Origin of the sequence: Streptococcus pluranimalium, assembly GCF_002953735.1 — a bacterium.
GTDB classification, from domain to species: domain Bacteria; phylum Bacillota; class Bacilli; order Lactobacillales; family Streptococcaceae; genus Streptococcus; species Streptococcus pluranimalium.
Genome location: NZ_CP025536.1, coordinates 1,196,566 through 1,213,862 on the forward strand (window position 1 = coordinate 1,196,566; position 17,297 = coordinate 1,213,862).

A 17,297-nucleotide genomic window follows, 5' to 3' on the forward strand; every position below is an offset into this window, starting at 1 on the left:
TCAGTAATCGTCTAAATAAAAGCTACTTGTATTATAGCACTTTCCCGTCTGATAAGCCGATTAATACTCGAAGAAAGTCAATATCTTACTAGGAAAGGAATCGCAGATAGAACTGAAGTTCATCAAGGTAAACTTGACAATGTCAGATTGTGATTTCCAATGAGTATAACACCACTAAAAGAGGTATTTGACACTAAAAGCCAAATACCTCAATAATATCACCTATAGATTAACTGTCATCAAAAACTTATTTTTCAGCCAAACCTGTAATGTAATCAAAAAAGGCATCACGATCAACATGGTAAACTAAATCTACTGGACGACCACCGTCAACCTTAATTGTTTTCCCTTTGCTTGCACCTGTCGTAAGGACATCGGACTCAACTACTTCACGTTTCACCAAATCTTCTTTACCAAACGAAGCTGTCGTTAGAACATCCCACAAGAAGTAGGTTGAATTCGTCACAAAATGTGTTAATGGTGGTACAATGGCATAACACTGACCAAGGAAATCCAATCCTTCATTTTGGCGTCCCTGAGCCCAACGGTCACGAACATCCAAAGTTAATGGCACCATACGAGTGCTTTCAAGAGCAACTAACTCAATTTTAATGTTTGAATCCCAAACACGTTTTGCGGCGTATGGATCCCAGAAAACATTCCATTCAGCTGTTCCATCATGCTCTGGTTCTTCAATATTACCATGGTCAAGGAAAGTACCACCCATCCAGTAAAGTTTACCAATCTTCTCTTCAATACGAGGTTCCAAATCAAGCGCACGTGCTAGATCAGTCAAAGGTCCTACAAAAACAAGGTCAATCTTATCTTCAGAATTCATTAAAACATGAACCAAATCTTCATGAGCTTTCAGAGGAGAGTCTTCAACTTGGAGAGGTTTATGTTCATTAAGAATAGGCAGTGCATCTACGGTAAAGGCATGCATACGCCATTCTTTCGGAAATGGGTGAACTGGACGCGAATCAGATGAAGCAACTCGCAACTGTTTATCTTTGTCAGAACCAAATTTTTGAATGATTTTCTTACTAGCTTCTACTGCCGGCAAAAGATAACAATCTGCTTCAATGACGCCGACACCAACCAGTTCAACATCTTCCATTTTTAACAAGAGGTACAAAGATACTAAATCATCAACACCACCGTCATGGTTCAAATAGACTTTACGCATATTAACTCCTAATTTTTCAGTTTATACTCTATTATAACGAAAAAACCGAACAAACTAAACTCTTTTTAAACAAAACTAGTAAAAAAACTATAAAAACCGAAAATCCTATTCCGATAATTGGTACGAACTATAAAAATCAACTTTTAATTGAATAAAACGTTCCAAATCTCCCAGAAGTTGAAAAAGCAAAGCTCGGCTTTCAAATTCTTCACGTTTTTCTGGTAATGCTCTTTCTCTGAAATGATCTCGAAACTCGTGTAATTTTGTCAATAAGGCAGTTGCTGGATTTTCTTGACTTAATTGGTCAGCTGTTCCTTCAAATAACTGTGCCAGTAGTTGACTCTCTTCACTTTTTAAGGTCAAAGATCTAATGCTTTCAGCCATCCCCTTTAAAATTTTTTCTTGTTCACGGCGCATTTCAAAATAATGAACTTGATAGTTGGTTGATTGAAAAATTTGATTGTCACTTTCGATATAAACCAATTCTAGGGCTTTCGTCAGAGTCTCCTCAAGTTTATCGATTAATTCACCCTTGTTACTACCATCTCCATTTTTTAAGAGTCTTGCAAGAGCATTTAAAATGGCTCTCAAACCTTCTTCGACTTCTAGATGATAGGCATCAATCCTTGCTTGTTTGGAAGGCATGTAAGCATTTAAGGCTAAAGCCACTCCAGTACCAATAAACAGTAAGCTAACCTCATTCATAATATGAGTTAACAAAATACTTTCTAAACTATACAAGTGAAGTATCAAGACTGTTATCGGTGGAATGCCAGATTCTAACTTCCAATGATAAGCCAAAGGAACATAAAGCATCATGTAAAGACTAATCACCCAAATATGATAACCAAAAATAGAGAATAAGACAACGGCTATAACTAGCGCCAATAAAGCGGATAACAATCGGCGCCAAGCTATGGTCAAGGTACTTTTGCGCGTATCCAAGATACTTAAAATAGCAATCACCCCAGCAGATGTCGCGAAAGCTAGACCAAATAGCTGAGCTAAAATAATGGCAATCGTAGTTGCTAAAACTAATTTTATCGTCCGTTGAAAAATCGACATAGAAACCTCATCCAAATATAATCCTATCTATTGTAGCATGAAATGAGAAGGTAAAAAAACAGAAAAGCGTTGAAGAAAACAGATTTACAGGTACGTTTTTTTACAAGGATATCTTTGTCAATATTGTTATAACCACTATAAATAATAAATATATGATGTTTTTCTTCTACAATGGCTCCTCTTAAGCAAGTACCAATACCTTTAAAACTATCGTTCATTTCGTAAAAATCTCATCATAATAATCAAGCGATATATCTTGACAAGTATATAACTAATTTTTCATAAAATCTTTTATTTTAAAATTTCTCCGTGATATTAACATCCAAGACTTATACGAGGAACATCCCCTCCTCACCCTCTACAAACAACTAAACAAGACAATCAAAAAGAAGGTCGATGAACTCACTCATGACCTTCTCATGGAACAAAAGGTTGTCCCACTCTTTAGTGTCCAAGTGCTGGACCATATCGCCCTCTCGGCAGGACACGGTTCTGGCTTCTACAACGAATACGAGACTAAGGAAGTCTTTACAGACAAAGAATACCTCTACGATGTAGCAACATGGATTGATGGGCATTCCATGGAACCTGTCTACCAAAATGGAGAGATAGCCTTAATCCGTGAAGGGGGCTTTGATTACGATGGGGCGGTTTATGCTATTTCCTGGAATGAAAAATTATACATTAAGAAGGTTTATCTTGAAAAAGACGGCTATCGCCTCGTTTCCATTAATGATTCCTATCCAGATAAATTTGTGCCTGCAGAGGACGAGCCGAGGATTGTCGGGAAAATAGTGGGAAACTTTATTCCTATAGAACAGTAAAAGCACTTGAAGAATAAATTTCTTCAAGTGCTTTTAAGTATTGTATCGATACTTCCTAGCCAACAAATAATTGATGTAGCTCTGATCGGCTAATCGGGCTGATAACAATCTGAGAATCCGTCTCTTTAGCAACTTTGCTAGATAATTGTCCCAGACCTTCTCTAAATGGCAAATCAGCAATAACAGATTCTTCATCAGAAGTTATAGCAAGTATTCTAAACTCCGTTACTTGTCTACCATCAACCTGATACAAGTTTTCAGGATACTTAGGTAACAGGATTTTGTCATCAGAATCACGGATAGGAAATACTCCTAGAGTTTCAGAACCATTTTCATAAAATGTTGGTTCAATAGCAACAGGTTTTTGAAACAAATTTTTAAACATTTAACCTCCAAAATGAACTAAATCGTAAGGGTAATACTTATTGTCTTTGAAAGAATCATCTGGGATATTCAATACTTTTACCAATGCAGCAATTTCTAATGCCCAGTAACCGAAATATAATGGTTCTTTTTCTTTATCATAGCCATAGAAATAACTACTTCTTTGACTTTTATACCAGTTCGATAACTGTTTTGAAATGATAGCTTCTCTATCATCAGGTGACTGATAAAGTTCTGCAACCCAGGGTCTAAAACGTCTGATATCTTGATAACGACTAATATCACTAATATTCTCTTTGTGCATGAGAATATCAATAACACCATGTGAAACTTCAAATTTATCAAGTAATGATAAAAACTCCTGATCATTAAATAAATCGACATCTAGTAATACTGCTAAAGCTATAAACTGAAGAGTACTCATATCAATGATATCTGAAAAGACTTCTTTGAATGCAGGTATAGATTTTATATATTCTGCCCTTATTGACTTCAAATCATCACCTTTAGAATATCTAGCCAGTAGAATTTCAAAATTTATCGTGAAAATTGCATTCTTCATCGATCTCATGACTTTTTCCTTTGAAGTATCTATCTCGGGTAATTTATTTTTATAAAATGTAAGCCTAGTATTTTGTTTATCTAAGTAATATTTGAAGTACTCACTATCTTTTATTGTATCTCTCATTACTCTGTGCCCTCCTAAGGTAAAACTTTCGATTTAACGCTTCCATCAGGCATGACACGAACTAATAAACTATCATATCCTTGAGAATTTATTACATCTGTAAGGTCAGAACCTACTGCTTTTTGTAATCTCTTATCAATCCAGCCACCACTCATCTGAGGACCATCTTGAGTTTTTCCTAATTGAGCAGTATTATACTTAGCTTCCGCTACAACATATGTATATCTATCATTGACTTATCTCCTAATCAATGAAGTTGGGGTTCCTAGAACAGTTACTCCGCAATTCTTTTTAGCAGAAACTCTATAAAATCACTTGCATAATATTCCTCATCCCTAAAGACAGGTAACTCATTATTCAAAGAATCTTGATTTTGGAAATAAAACATACCATCTTCACATTCGCAAATGACCAATTGATCAGAACTACTAAAACCTTTTTTCCTATTTAATTCATTTATATAAACAATGTCGCCACCGACAACATTGTCAAAATCTAATCCATAAATACTAAATATCTCTTCTCCATAAATTTCACCTCCCATATAATTTTTTAGCCACCATTTATATGATTCAGGAAACTTAAAACTCAACCTTTCCTCAGCTTTTTTTATCCATTCCTCAGAAATCCCTTTCCCAAACGGTGCAAAATCTACACCTTCAGTAGAAGCAATCTTTTTTTTCAAGTCATCTTTCAGCATAATTCACCTCATTTAATCAATAAAATCTTTCGCTCTGTTCTCCCAGTAACTTCCTCTCCACTTCCCAAACTCATTGCGATTGATTCCTGAAGAGATTGTATTGGGATTAATATGAATTGTCTTTGAATTTTGTTTATGGAACGTATATGTAGTCTCTGCAATCGAACTGGTTTGTCTCTGTGTAGTATGATGCAATTCAATTGATTTACCATCCGGCCCTATAGGTGTCAAACCTTTTTTCATACGATCAACATTTGTTCTACCAAAAGTATCAGTAAGATTCGGATCTATCAAATCATCTCGTTGATACACCTTGTTACCATTAAATTCTATCTCGTTTTTCCAATATTTTCTATTTTGACTGTAGTCTTGTTTAGGAGGTGATGCACTAGAAGTAGAATTTCCCGACTTCAGCTTGTTCTTGACTGATAGTTATTCCATTGCTGACCAACCCAGAATGTAATAGGTTTAATTATAATTCAAACTCTATACCATCTACTTCTATGCTATTTGTTTCTAGAAATAATACTTGGTTCCATATTTCCATAATCACGTTAACTTTGGAATTGTTTTGAGCATTCCCTTGGAATATAAGGGGAGACTCTTCATCCAATAGTTCAATAGCAGTCAATTCTAAGTACTCCATATCAGTAATAACATACTTAAAATCATCTACATCATTTAAAAAATAAGCAGTGGAGATATTTTTAAAGTTTAGAGTGTGAAAACTCTCGTTCCCTCCATCGAGTAATTTTAATTGCATGTTCAGATTATTCCTAAATAAGTCCATATTGTATTCTAAAATAGTGGCTCCCCATAAATTATTTAAATTTTCCTCTAAGTTGTGAACCATACTTCCTCCTTATGGTTTTATATATTGATTAATAATCTGTGTTATCTCAATTACTGAGTTAGGTGAAATATTAATATGAGTGCTTCCTATATCACTCGAGAACGCCCCTGTTATATCGACTGAACCTTTATTCCCTATTGAAACTTGATAATACGGAGAAGTTCTGTCACCACTCCCTTCTCCCATAAGACGTACAGTAATTTTTTGGTTTCCTTTATAAGGTATAGTTACTGTATACCCTTTTCCAGTCCGCTCTTGAGAAACACTACCTCCATATAAATTTCCGATTTCATCAGCCATGCCATGTAAATTTGAACCCACTTGCGGAGTTGATGAGTTTATTGCCTTTGCCGAATCCGTAGTTTTCTGCTGGTTGAAGTTAACTTTTGTCTGGCCATAGTACTGCTTATAGGCTTGGTTGGCAAAGGCAATATTAGTACCGATTTGAGCAATATTAGTGACACTTTTTATCCAACCATAATTATTTGCTGCCCACATTTGAGCTGGAGTAGCAATTTTCCCAGTATTTGGGTCGATTCCTGTAGCTTTCATTTTCGCGAAGTAATTATCAGTTGCTCCGTAAAAATCGGCTACTTGCTGAGCTATCTTAGCATCCTCTTTTGCCTTCAGCTCCCGGTAACGCTTCATGACAAACTGGTCTTCAAGCAATTGTTTTGGACTCCGGACAATATAGCCATAGCCAGTACCTTGATAGCTATGTTGAGCACTAATGAGACCTTTGTATTTCTTCGTCAACTCCTCATAATCCAGTTTGTTGACTTCCTTCTTAAAGGATTCGCTCACTGTGGGTTTAGTGGTACCTTTATCCTTAGCCTTAGCAGTCTTCGGATTGCACACATGCTTCAATGTCTCAGCTAAGGCTTTACCCCAGTTGCGAAAGAGATTTTTCCCTTCTCGAGTCTTAGGAGTGGATTTAAGACCCGTTGCTTGGCGGTATTCGTCACTAATCTTTTGCTGACGGCGTTGCTCGGCTTGGGCTCTAGCTTGAGCCTGTTGTTGCTGAACATAGGCATGACTAGTAGTTGGAGAGTAATAGCCTCCGCCATAACCACCTAATGGAGATGCATGATAACTTGTTCTTGACTGATAGTTATTCCATTGCTGTACAGACCAGTTCTTGACATGGTTAACTTGAGTACCAACCCAGTTAACTGCCTGACTGACCTTGTTGCTGACCCAGTTCACGGGATGGGATACTACACTCTTCACCGTATTCCACGTATTTGTTGCAACTCGCTTCACTGTATTCCAAGCGTTGCTGGCTGCCTTCTTAATGCTCTTCCAGAAGTGTCCGCTTAGGTCGGTGTAGTTGACTGGGTTATTGTGGACATAGGTGTAGCGATTCCGACTGAGTGGATCCGCCAACTCACCTTCTGTGTTGGTCTCGTAATGGTCGTACCTGAGGTCTCCTCCTGACACCAATCATTATAACAGCACAGCGTAATCCTTGTAAAGAGGATGTAATGTTTCTAAAACTTATAAATCTAGGAGATCACTCTATTGTCTACTTGTGTCATTTTTATAAACCACTTTCCCACATTCCTTGTCAGTAATAAAAATAAGAGGAGGACATCTATTCCCTCATACTCCTTACCTCGACGTGTGCTGAGAGCTTTCTTCTATACTAATAGACGAAAAGGTGGGGAAGTGATTTTAGAATGATACTGTGGAACGGAATAACAATTATTGACAAGACAGTAAACTGACTTAACTTCTTCTATCACTGGTGAGATATGCAATTCTATATAATCTAAAAATCACATTAAACTCTTCAGACCGTCATAATTAGTCAGAGGGATTTTTGATGATTTCCTTGTAAATCATTCTAAGAATACCTGCAACAGTCGCTTTGTTAAAATGAGGCTCACCAAAATGATGACTACTACCCCTCATTTTCAAGGCCACTAGCCCCTCTATTTTCTTACGATCTATCACACCATTTGCTGCACACTGATCTAAAAATGAATCACCATAAATTTTTTGATATTCGTCCAAGCCTTGTACAATCCAAAACGTATCATATAAGGAGACCTTATAGGCCTTCAACCAATCCCACATAATCTCTTGGTCCACAACATTTGGATTTTCAAGATGGCATCTTTTGCACAACAAGACAAAATTTGAAGGCCTATCTGTACCCCCTCTAGAATGAGGAATAATATGGCAACGTTCTAGCTTGGTTTTACGGGCACATCGCCAACACCTCTCTCTTGCTTCCGACCAATCAACGCTCAGTTCACTCTCGCAAACTTTATTAGTCCAATAATCTGCAATCTCGTTAATCGTTGTGCTTATTTTGGGCCGTTTAGCCATCACTGACCTCCCGAAATATTTTCCTCTAAAATATCTTGAACTGATACAGCTACAAAATGCGACTTATTAAGATGGTCAACAATATAAAAATAGACTTTCCCTTGTTGCCGCCTGCCGACTAACTGTTGAATAGCTTTCTTCATTATATTGTCTTCAACTTCAAGATAAACACTTTCACCAGGTCGCAAGGTGCTGGAATAATGTGTCGGCAGATTCTTTTCATTGTAAGTCCATTCCAATACGCCATCAAACTCAACCTGTTTACTAAAAATAATACGTTTGTATAAAGATAATCCTTCATAAAGAAGTGTTGTGGGAACCTGTCCAATATTTAGAATTTCAAAAATATGAGTTGTTTTATCAGTCTCTGAGTCATAATCCATACAATAGTAAATATAAAGGTTTGGCTTCTCAGTTCGTCTCGCCAGCCATAATGACAGAACAACCGCTCCAATTGTCCCCAAAGCTGATAGCATATCCCATAAATTACCTAAATCAAGAATAAGTTTCATTTGCTATCTTTCTAAAAAACCATAATCAATATTAAGTGCGTAAAAATAATTTTGGAATGATTCCCTGAACGAAAAAAGAATCAAGCACACTATCACCTAACAGCTCCATCTAACCAAATAACACTATTGAACTAGATTGCTTTGTCAACTTTACCTATAACTCCCAAGAATATTTAGAGTAGAATACTTCCAATTTATACATTAAACAACATCGTTCCCTTGACATATACGTATAACTTCAATAAATCCAAAAAAGTACACAATACTATAAACAATATAAATAACATCCATTTGTCCTAAGCAGCAGGGGACTTTCGAAGGAAAGGAACTCTGTTAGACTTTCTTTAAGGAGTATTAGAATTTCAGGTAACCATCAATTCTCTTCAACTTCATTGCATTCAAATTTACAATCCTCGACTCTAATGGTTGATAAATCAGCACTGCTTGGATTATCTATCTTTATCACTCGTCTTGCATGATGCATAATCAAATCATCATACAAATTTCTTGCCAACCGACCATTTGCAAAGTTCTCGTCCTTCAATGAAATTTGCTTTTCAAAATACAAGTGAATTTTCTCTTTAGCCTCATCGTCTAGAATATAATCATTGCTTTGGCATATGGATAGCAATATAGTAACCAACTCTGCAGAACGATAGTCAGCGAATTCTATGAAGGTATTGAAATGCGATTTTAATCCAGGATTTGATTCAAAAAATTTATTCATTGGCTCGGTATATCCAGCAACGATTACAATCAAATCATCTCTATAATCCTCCAAAGCTTTTGTTAATTCTGTTAAGCACTCTCTACCATAAGAATCAGAATGCTCATTTTCTGTAATGCTATAGGCTTCATCAATAAATAAAACACCACCTTTAGCTTGTTCAATGATTTTTTTAACCTTAAGTGCTGTTTGACCTTGGTACCCTGCGATAAGATCAGTTCTTGAAACTTCGACAAAATGCCCCTTTGAAAGCAAACCAATCTTCTTAAAAATTCGTCCTACAATTCTGGCGACAGTAGTTTTTCCGGTTCCTGGATTACCAGTAAATGCTAGATGTAAGGTACTCTTTGTCGTGTGAAGATTTTTTTCCTACGTAACTGTTGAACCTTTTGATATAGTATCAAATCTTGAACGTTACTCTTTACTTTTTCTAAACCAGTAAGATTATGGTTTTAGCTTCATATAATAATCCCTTTGCTCTGGATCTAGTTTTTCTATTGCCATCCGGAGGGTCACCCGGGGCATGGACTTCCCGTGTTGATCTAGAAATGCCAACAATTTCTCCCTGTCCCTCTTGCCTGCTTCTCTAATCCAGCTACCTACAGCCTTGTTGATGAGTTCATGTTCATCGTATAAGAGAATTTCAGCAATCTTAAAGGTATCCTCCACCTGTCCTTTCTTAATGAAGGCGTAGGTGCTGACAATTGCCGTTCTTCTCTCCCAGGGGTCATCAGATTCGGCAAGCTGATATAGGATTTTTCTATCCTTATCAATCAGATACTCTCCAATTATGTTATAGGCTCCCCGATCTACAAAATCCCAATTGTTAAGTTGATCATGTCTTCTTAAATAGAGATCAAAGAGTTCTTTTTTCTTCTCGGATGTAGTCTTCTTGTCCTTGGCTTGATAATCCATAATGCTTACTGCACCCATTCGGATTTCGTAGTATTTGCTTTCGAGAAGCTTTTCAATTTCTTCAATAGACATAGACTTATACTTTTTAGCGATTTTAAATACATCCCCAAATTTCACCCCAAAGGCTTGAGTCTCCTTGTCTTCTCCTTTGAAATACTTCTCGAGCTTCTTGAGCTCTTTTTCCGTCTTAAGCTCCTTTAGGGTATCGATAAAAGCCTCGGCTGTAAGCACTATATCTTGATTTTCTTGCTTCTTAACCATATCCTTTCTCTCCTTTTTTCATTTTTATTTTTATTTTTTACTCTCAGTTATAAGCTTTATTCAACTGTTCATTCTCAAGCTTCTTCATCTTTAAATCAATATCAATGACCCTTTTCACACGATCTTTGTCTTGGTCCTGAAGATATTCAAATAATACCTAAAGAAATATTTTCCAACAGCACTTGTCTATCTGAAATAGTATGTTCCCTTTTATTTGCTGGTTTCCCATTGATTGTAACACTTCTTAGCCCAAAATAGTACAGATTCCCCTCTAAAAAAATATCATAAGCTTTCATATACTGAAAAAGATTTGTATCACTTCTGGTTAACTCTTAGATACTACTCCCTTTTGAAATCTACCTAGTAATATCGTCATAACTAAAGATAACAGTAACCCTCCAAATACATAATCCCAACTAAAGAATGAGGTAGGCTTTATCATTATATTATTGAACGGATTTATTAGTCTAAGAAATGTAAAAGTCTACCGACAAGTCTTCATCAGATTCATGTGGTTTCCAAGCCACATTAAAACCATATCTCTCGCTCCAATCTAGGTGCCAATCGTCATAATATGGAACACGACTGTATTTACCAAGTGTCACTTCATCCTCTTCAGGCGATTCCTCACAGGTAATCCCAAACTCGATACCATCCAATTCCCAGGAATTTCCCCAGACATACTCATCAGAAATGACATCGACCCATCTCGCAGCATCTATCTCAAAATCAGTACATAACTTCAAAGATTGGAAAGTACTATAATTCATCTTGAAAGGCTTGATATGTATAGCACAGTCAACGTAGTATTTTTCATAGTTGGCATTTAAGAGGGTAACCTTCATTGGGATAGGAACGCCATTCAATTCCAACCACCAGTGCCCAAGTTTATTGTTCAATATATCAAAATAGTCATCTGCTACTACTGATTTTGAAAAAACATCTAATTCTAAACATCGACCTGACGTTACTAATTCAGCTGCAATTTTCTCTGCTCTCTCTTTATCAAAATCAGAATAGCGCTTAATCACATGTTTCAACTTGTTAATTGGATAAGAGATATCGTCTTGCGTAGCCTGATGTATTTTTACAACATGAGCAACTTTTTCGACATTATTGATACCTACAGGTACAACCACATAATGGTCCTCCTTGATTGATTCATCCTCACAGATATAGGAATATTCCTCACCAAACTCTGAGAAAGTGACCGATGCAACTCTATAAACTATGTCTGATGAACTTTGAACTGTAGCTTGCTTCCCTTCACTACTATCTAAATCTATCCGCTTATAAAATGTATATCGATTAGGATTCTCATCCTCGCCGAATACCATCAAACTTTGACATTTAGGGCACTGCCAAGCATAGTACGAAGCATCAGAAATATCGTAGTAATCAATTTTATTATTTTCATCAGCGGTATCTGTTATTTCTTCCCACAACTCATCCGAATATATTGAAAAAGCGTTCGGATCCGGAGCAGAATGATTATTCATCGGATACCCACATTGACAAATCCACTTACCCATATTAATACTCCCACATCTAGCATCAAATCATACTTTTTCTGTTGACCCTATTATACCACGAAACAACGCAATAAACTGCAACCTTTCGGTCACAGTCATTTACAAGTCTACCTCAGTTCCTTCTAAAAATCTGACTGTTATTTGCCCATCCTCCGAAATTGTTATACTAGTATTTGCCATCCTATCAATGCTTGCTGCTATATCATTCCATTTTAAGCAACGTTTTAAAGAACTCCTTAAGGAGAGCATTTTTACTTCTTGTTTAGAAATGAATAATAACTATTATAAACTTGTTTACACTTAGAAAAGTTAAAGAAGAACTCTACTTAAAGAAGATTATAAGCTATCGAATTAGAGGGAGGACATCTATCCCCTAATACTCCTTACCCCATGTCCCCCCTTGCGTCTACGGGAGTGAAAAGGTTCAGTGAACCTTTTCAGCCTTGTGCCTTGAAATAAAAGAGCACAAAGAGTATTCTGCTTCAGATTTCAGGATAGGTCACCTCCCCCTTCAACTGAGGTAGTCACTCTGATACTACCCCACCAAAACGTAAAAAGCCTTGTCTCCAAGGCTTTTAATAATGCTTTCGTTCAACCGTTTCTAGGCTTTTACCAGCAAACCAACTACCTCAACATGTGCTGAGAGCTTTCTTCTATACTAATAGACGAAAGGGAGTGAAAGAGATTTTTGAATTATACTGTGGAACGAAAATTATAACAAATTATTTCGTAAGCAAATCCTCTAGTTCGCCAATCAACCCCTTCTTTACAGAACCGAAATCAATACTCTGAAGTGCTGCCAAACGCCATTTAACTTTTGATTGAGCATTATAAGAATCTAACTCATCCTGAGTGAAAAAATCCAAGCTACTATATCTACGTATAGAGATAAGATTTTTATCATAATAAACTAGCATTTTAATAGGATTAGCTCGAAGTACCTCAGCTAATCCAGAATCCGCAGTTGCAAAATAATGAAGATATACAACTTCTGTATCTGCCATACAATCAAACAAAATACTTTGCTCTAATAATCTTATATGAAAAATATCCCATGCTATATTATGTATTTTATTTACTAGCTGCTTAGCCCCAATCTGCAACTTTTTAAACACTTCTTGAACCGAACTATCATTTTTCAAATACAATATTAGTAGAGGCATTTCCAACTCTAAAAATACACATAACTCCTCAAAACAATAGCGTTTAAATTCAGCTATTTTAGATTCTGTAGAAAGATTTTTTGTGTTTTTCAAAATAAATGCTTTCAATATATAACAACAAACCGCTTCATAATGTTGTATTTCTTCATCATTGTCTAGATAAGTGTGTGCATCATCCCAAATTTCTCTCATCCAAATATATTTGTCTTGCTCTAGAGCCTGAGGTACATTTGATTGAAACACATCAAATTCAACACTATCAAAATAAACATAACTTTCAATCATTTTAGCTAACAACTCCGAATTTATCGGGGTAGTATATCTTTCCATTAATGCCGTTGATATGTTATTTGTTAAACGTTTTGTTTTTATTTCATTTAAAAATTTAATCAAATTTTCCTTATCCGGTACATTTCTTCTCCGATACAAATCGTTTATATAAGTGAACACATTAAAGCCTTCATTTGAGAACCTGTCTCTATCCAATCATCTACAATCAAAACTCTTTTGTTCCTCACAATAGAACTCTTAGATATTTCAAAGCTTTTATCTTGACCTGAATAGTCGGTAAAATGTGTCGAAATAATCTCTTCTTTTGCGTATGGCAGCTTATCACCTTTTCTTACTCCAATAAACCCCACTCCAAGTTCTTTGGCTATGGCAGTGCCTAGTATCCATCCAATTGCTTCTGGGGCAGCCACATAATCTACTTTATTTTGAAAATCCAATGATAGTACTTTTACAATTTTATCAAAAACGGTTTTATGTGTAAAAATAGTTAGTAAATCATATTTTCCAATTGAGTTACGAGGTAATATACCTCTAATTTCATTTATAACATCAGTACTTTCCATACATTTACACCCCTTGCTTATGGTTAATAATCTTTGCTAATCTTTAAAAATAGTCATTTTCAACATATTTTTTATACATGTCCTCGGTATATCTTGTTATGTTCTTACCATACTCTGGATAATCAAACCCCAGTAGTTCTGCTACCTCTTTGGACACTTCCCTGAACAATTGGTGGCATATAAATAATGACTTCCAAATATTTTCATAGGAATCCATGCGATATGTAGATAATAATCTATTCCATAGATCTTCATCAATGTATTTGTTAATATACTTATAATTTTTCCCAACACTTAATGAAAATTCTGTCTTTATCCCAACCTTCCACGACATCATCCTAAGTAGTTCAAACCGTAGAATCTGGTTCAGATGATCGATTGCAAACAGTATCTCTTTGCGGCACAATCCTTTAATAACATAAGGTGTTACATTCCAAAATTCATTGCAGCAATCATCATACTCCCTTGCGCTTGGCTTTCTTACATGATAATCTATATCAGTCGGAACTATGTCCCTTTTAATTCTACAATCTTTATCAATTAGAACCTTTATTAATTTATCGCCCTTTAGGTAATTATCTAACTCTTCCAAGGGCAATAAGGTAAGATCAATTTTATTGTAATCATCAAATAGCATAAGATAGGAAAATCCCTTTTCTTCAGGTGGGAATAATTCCATATCCTCCGGCTTTTGCATCATTATTATATTCCCAAATTGATTAAGCCAGTCATCATTAGATATAAACGGTTCTATATCACTTACAAAATATGTAATATCATAATCCTGAAATTCATCTTTAGGTATATTAATATTTGCGCGTGACCCCTCAAGGGTCACAATTCGAATACGTTCATCCTGTTCTGCTAAAGAAAGTACTAAATCCATCATTTCTTTTTCTGATCTCATTTACATACTCCTCGTTTATTTTTTCTATATTATTACATCTTCTTTTTTGCCGACACAATCAGCATCATTGGGCGTCGCATTTCATCCGCCATCCCCGGAATATCCATCATGTTCTCTGGCGGCTGTGGCTCCACAATCTGATTTATTATAAAACTATTTGAAAGCAGTGTATTTAGATATGTGGTCAGTGTTCTATGATATTTTGTAACCTTTTCTTCCAAAAACATAGCTGTCCGTTTGCCCTCATAATAATAATTGTCCACCGGGAAATGCAGTATTTCTCCTTTTTCGTTATAATACCAGTCTTGTGTTCCATGAGCAGTAAAAACAGGATGTTCAACTGTAAAAACTAAATTGCCACCAGCCTTCAGCATCCTATATATCTTTTTTATTAAATTCTCATAGTCTGCTACATAATGAAACGCAAGCGAACTTAGTATTACATCAAAGCTCTCCTCTGGGAAATCCACATCTTCTATGGCACAGCATTCATATTCAATCTGTGGAAAATGGGTTTTTCCTTTTGCTACTTCGAGCATTTTATGAGAAATATCAACACCTACTACAGAGGAAGCACCGTTTTCCATCGCATATATACAGTGCCATCCATAGCCGCATCCTAAATCAAGCACACGCTTACCCTTAAAATCAGGTAGCATCTTTTTCAAAGTCTCCCATTCTCCCGCACCAGCCAGTCCTTTCTGCGAGCGACTCATTTGACTGTATTTTTGAAAAAATATATTATCATCATATTTGTTTTCTTTCATCTGAACTCTCCTCGTTTAAAAAGTTATTTATCTCCGATACAATTTCATTCACTTCATTATAAAGCTTCTCGGTCATGTCGTAGCATTCAAAAAGTGAGATACCGAGTACTTCAAAAATATGATTTACCTTCTCGGTATATTTTTCAGGTTTATGTTCAAAAGTTTCAAGCAGTTTTATAGCTTTCTTTTCGTTGATACAATAAGCATTATTACATGCAAATAACACTTGATTTAAACATGAAACTATACGAAAAACATGACCCGCAATATAATATTTATCGTCTGTTCCCGAATTTGCTTTTACAAACATTAAAGAGAACCCTGCTTCAAACATAAAAAAGTTAACTAAACTTTTCTGCAAAGCATTGGGATAAGTTTCTGCCTGTTTTTTTAATTCGCATAAGCTTTCATTCTTAGCATATTGTATCTTGCTGATCGCCAATTCTCCACGATACATAGCACTTATATAACCATGGGGATGCCCAGTCTGATAATTGGCAGTAACAATTCCTTGCTCTGTATCTTTGATTATTTGTTCCACCCGTTTTATATCACGTAAAATCAAGTCAACATGATACCCGTTTATAACTAACCATCCGCCGCCATTAATCCAATCACCCCACGCTCCGGGAGGTACAACAAGGTCATTTCTATTCTCATCATCCAATTCTGTAGCAATTTGATTAATCGCTGTCAGGTCAAATGATTCTGAATTGTAATAGATTCCTATATCTATATCAGAAGTCTCTGTATGGGTGCCTCTTGCCCGTGAACCCCCTAATACAATGCCTCCTATGCAAGGCAAAGAAGATAATTTCTCTGTTACAATTTGAATTACATTGTCTACCATACGAACACACCCCTTTTATCGATTAAAGACAAAATATTTTTTCTTTTGAATTGTAATATTCATACTTCTTCCTCCTCTTACACTGAGTGATAATTGCACTCGTGATACTAATGTGAATGGTTTCCCGTTTCTTACCTCTGAAGGAGTAAATCCATGAAAATTCTTAAAAGCTGTTCCAAACGAATCCGATGACTCATATCCGAATTTGAAGGCAACATCAATAATCTTTTCGTCCGTATCTCTTAAAATAACTGCTGCTTCCGTCAATCTTCTGCTTCTTAAATATTCTGAGAGCGTTGTTTCGGTCAGAATAGAAAACAAGCGACTAAACATCGAATACGAATATCCGGATAGCTGTGCTACTTTCTTTTCGTCAATTTCATCATCAAGAACTGTTTCAAGATAATCAATCGTATTGTTAAACGACTTGATAATATTCACTTCGATCCCCCTTTTCTTTCGGTTTATTTTAGTATAGAGGAAGATTTCTTTTCCTACCCTACAATATCCGTACAAGTTTTATAGGTTTTATCTCTTAGAAACTTATAGTTTGCTAAGTTCGATAAACTTAGATTTTTCATAGTCCTATTTCAGCGTAAATTTTCTCTATGAATGGTGCTTTATAAGCAATATAATATTTCGTCGTTCATCACTGTTTTATTCATTATTTATCATCCTAACTGTAAAATTTTGCCGATAACGATTTGATACTGTTCATTCATCATTTTACCACAAAAACGCAAAAAAGGCTGTAACCACAATGGTTTCCCAGTGT

At 35.8% G+C, this 17,297-nt stretch carries 20 protein-coding genes and 1 pseudogene; 1 reads left to right on the plus strand and 20 read right to left on the minus strand.

Annotated features, from left to right (window positions below):
• Positions 1-247: 247 nt before the first annotated feature.
• Both C0J00_RS06100 and C0J00_RS06105 read right to left on the minus strand, forming a co-directional pair.
• Positions 248-1,186 carry a nucleoside hydrolase gene (locus tag C0J00_RS06100; RefSeq protein WP_104968040.1) on the minus strand — a complete coding sequence of 313 codons (939 nt, stop codon included), beginning with the start codon at positions 1,184-1,186 and terminating at the stop codon, positions 248-250.
• 105 nt (positions 1,187-1,291) lie between these two features.
• Positions 1,292-2,251 carry an aromatic acid exporter family protein gene (locus C0J00_RS06105; protein ID WP_104968852.1) on the minus strand — a complete coding sequence of 320 codons (960 nt, stop codon included), beginning with the start codon at positions 2,249-2,251 and terminating at the stop codon, positions 1,292-1,294.
• 419 nt (positions 2,252-2,670) lie between these two features.
• Here C0J00_RS06105 and C0J00_RS06110 point away from each other — a divergent pair, with 419 nt between their 5' ends.
• Positions 2,671-3,075 (plus strand): S24 family peptidase, encoded by a 405-nt coding sequence (locus C0J00_RS06110; protein WP_233995826.1) that lies wholly within the window; start codon positions 2,671-2,673, stop codon positions 3,073-3,075.
• Between the two features lie 55 nt (positions 3,076-3,130).
• Here C0J00_RS06110 and C0J00_RS06115 read toward each other — a convergent pair whose 3' ends face one another.
• From C0J00_RS06115 to C0J00_RS06195, 18 genes and pseudogenes are all read right to left on the minus strand, one after another.
• On the minus strand, positions 3,131-3,460 hold the full coding sequence (locus tag C0J00_RS06115; RefSeq protein WP_104968042.1) for a hypothetical protein: 330 nt from the start codon (positions 3,458-3,460) through the stop codon (positions 3,131-3,133).
• A complete protein-coding gene (locus tag C0J00_RS06120) occupies positions 3,461-4,147 on the minus strand; it encodes a PoNe immunity protein domain-containing protein (RefSeq protein WP_104968043.1) in 687 nt (228 codons plus the stop codon). It lies immediately after the preceding gene.
• 14 nt (positions 4,148-4,161) lie between these two features.
• Positions 4,162-4,302 (minus strand): hypothetical protein, encoded by a 141-nt coding sequence (locus C0J00_RS10445; RefSeq protein WP_158667319.1) that lies wholly within the window; start codon positions 4,300-4,302, stop codon positions 4,162-4,164.
• 119 nt (positions 4,303-4,421) lie between these two features.
• Positions 4,422-4,847, minus strand: coding sequence for an SMI1/KNR4 family protein (locus C0J00_RS06125; protein ID WP_104968044.1), 426 nt, complete (start codon positions 4,845-4,847; stop codon positions 4,422-4,424).
• A gap of 12 nt (positions 4,848-4,859) precedes the next feature.
• Positions 4,860-5,159: an HNH/ENDO VII family nuclease gene (locus tag C0J00_RS06130; RefSeq protein WP_199773955.1), complete on the minus strand. Its 300-nt coding sequence runs from the start codon at positions 5,157-5,159 to the stop codon at positions 4,860-4,862.
• Between the two features lie 160 nt (positions 5,160-5,319).
• Positions 5,320-5,700 (minus strand): YxiG family protein, encoded by a 381-nt coding sequence (locus C0J00_RS06135; protein WP_104968046.1) that lies wholly within the window; start codon positions 5,698-5,700, stop codon positions 5,320-5,322.
• A gap of 9 nt (positions 5,701-5,709) precedes the next feature.
• A complete protein-coding gene (locus C0J00_RS10485; protein WP_199773956.1) occupies positions 5,710-6,906 on the minus strand; it encodes a hypothetical protein in 1,197 nt (398 codons plus the stop codon).
• A gap of 600 nt (positions 6,907-7,506) precedes the next feature.
• Positions 7,507-8,034, minus strand: coding sequence for an HNH endonuclease (locus C0J00_RS06145; RefSeq protein ID WP_104968047.1), 528 nt, complete (start codon positions 8,032-8,034; stop codon positions 7,507-7,509).
• Positions 8,034-8,546 (minus strand): hypothetical protein, encoded by a 513-nt coding sequence (locus C0J00_RS06150; protein ID WP_104968048.1) that lies wholly within the window; start codon positions 8,544-8,546, stop codon positions 8,034-8,036. The genes C0J00_RS06145 and C0J00_RS06150 overlap by 1 nt, the downstream gene beginning before the upstream one ends.
• Before the next feature lie 373 nt (positions 8,547-8,919).
• Entirely contained in the window at positions 8,920-9,558 is a 639-nt protein-coding gene (locus C0J00_RS06155; RefSeq protein WP_324761712.1) for an AAA family ATPase, read from the minus strand.
• 159 nt (positions 9,559-9,717) lie between these two features.
• Entirely contained in the window at positions 9,718-10,449 is a 732-nt protein-coding gene (locus C0J00_RS06160; protein ID WP_104968049.1) for a DNA alkylation repair protein, read from the minus strand.
• A 467-nt stretch (positions 10,450-10,916) separates the two neighbouring features.
• Entirely contained in the window at positions 10,917-11,981 is a 1,065-nt protein-coding gene (locus tag C0J00_RS06165) for a hypothetical protein (RefSeq protein ID WP_104968050.1), read from the minus strand.
• A 722-nt stretch (positions 11,982-12,703) separates the two neighbouring features.
• Positions 12,704-13,537 carry a hypothetical protein gene (locus C0J00_RS06170; protein ID WP_233995827.1) on the minus strand — a complete coding sequence of 278 codons (834 nt, stop codon included), beginning with the start codon at positions 13,535-13,537 and terminating at the stop codon, positions 12,704-12,706.
• 41 nt (positions 13,538-13,578) lie between these two features.
• The gene (locus tag C0J00_RS06175) at positions 13,579-13,998 is read right to left on the minus strand and encodes a phosphoribosyltransferase family protein (RefSeq protein ID WP_233995828.1); all 420 of its coding nucleotides are present in this window, start codon (positions 13,996-13,998) and stop codon (positions 13,579-13,581) included.
• 43 nt (positions 13,999-14,041) lie between these two features.
• Positions 14,042-14,905 (minus strand): aminoglycoside nucleotidyltransferase ANT(6)-Ia, encoded by an 864-nt coding sequence (locus tag C0J00_RS06180; RefSeq protein WP_002294505.1) that lies wholly within the window; start codon positions 14,903-14,905, stop codon positions 14,042-14,044.
• 32 nt (positions 14,906-14,937) lie between these two features.
• Positions 14,938-15,672: a class I SAM-dependent methyltransferase gene (locus C0J00_RS06185; RefSeq protein WP_000662263.1), complete on the minus strand. Its 735-nt coding sequence runs from the start codon at positions 15,670-15,672 to the stop codon at positions 14,938-14,940.
• Positions 15,653-16,522: a nucleotidyltransferase domain-containing protein gene (locus C0J00_RS06190; protein WP_104968051.1), complete on the minus strand. Its 870-nt coding sequence runs from the start codon at positions 16,520-16,522 to the stop codon at positions 15,653-15,655. Before C0J00_RS06190 ends, C0J00_RS06185 begins: the two co-directional genes overlap by 20 nt.
• A gap of 30 nt (positions 16,523-16,552) precedes the next feature.
• Positions 16,553-16,963: pseudogene (locus C0J00_RS06195) on the minus strand (helix-turn-helix transcriptional regulator); the annotation flags it as partial.
• Positions 16,964-17,297 lie beyond the last annotated feature (334 nt).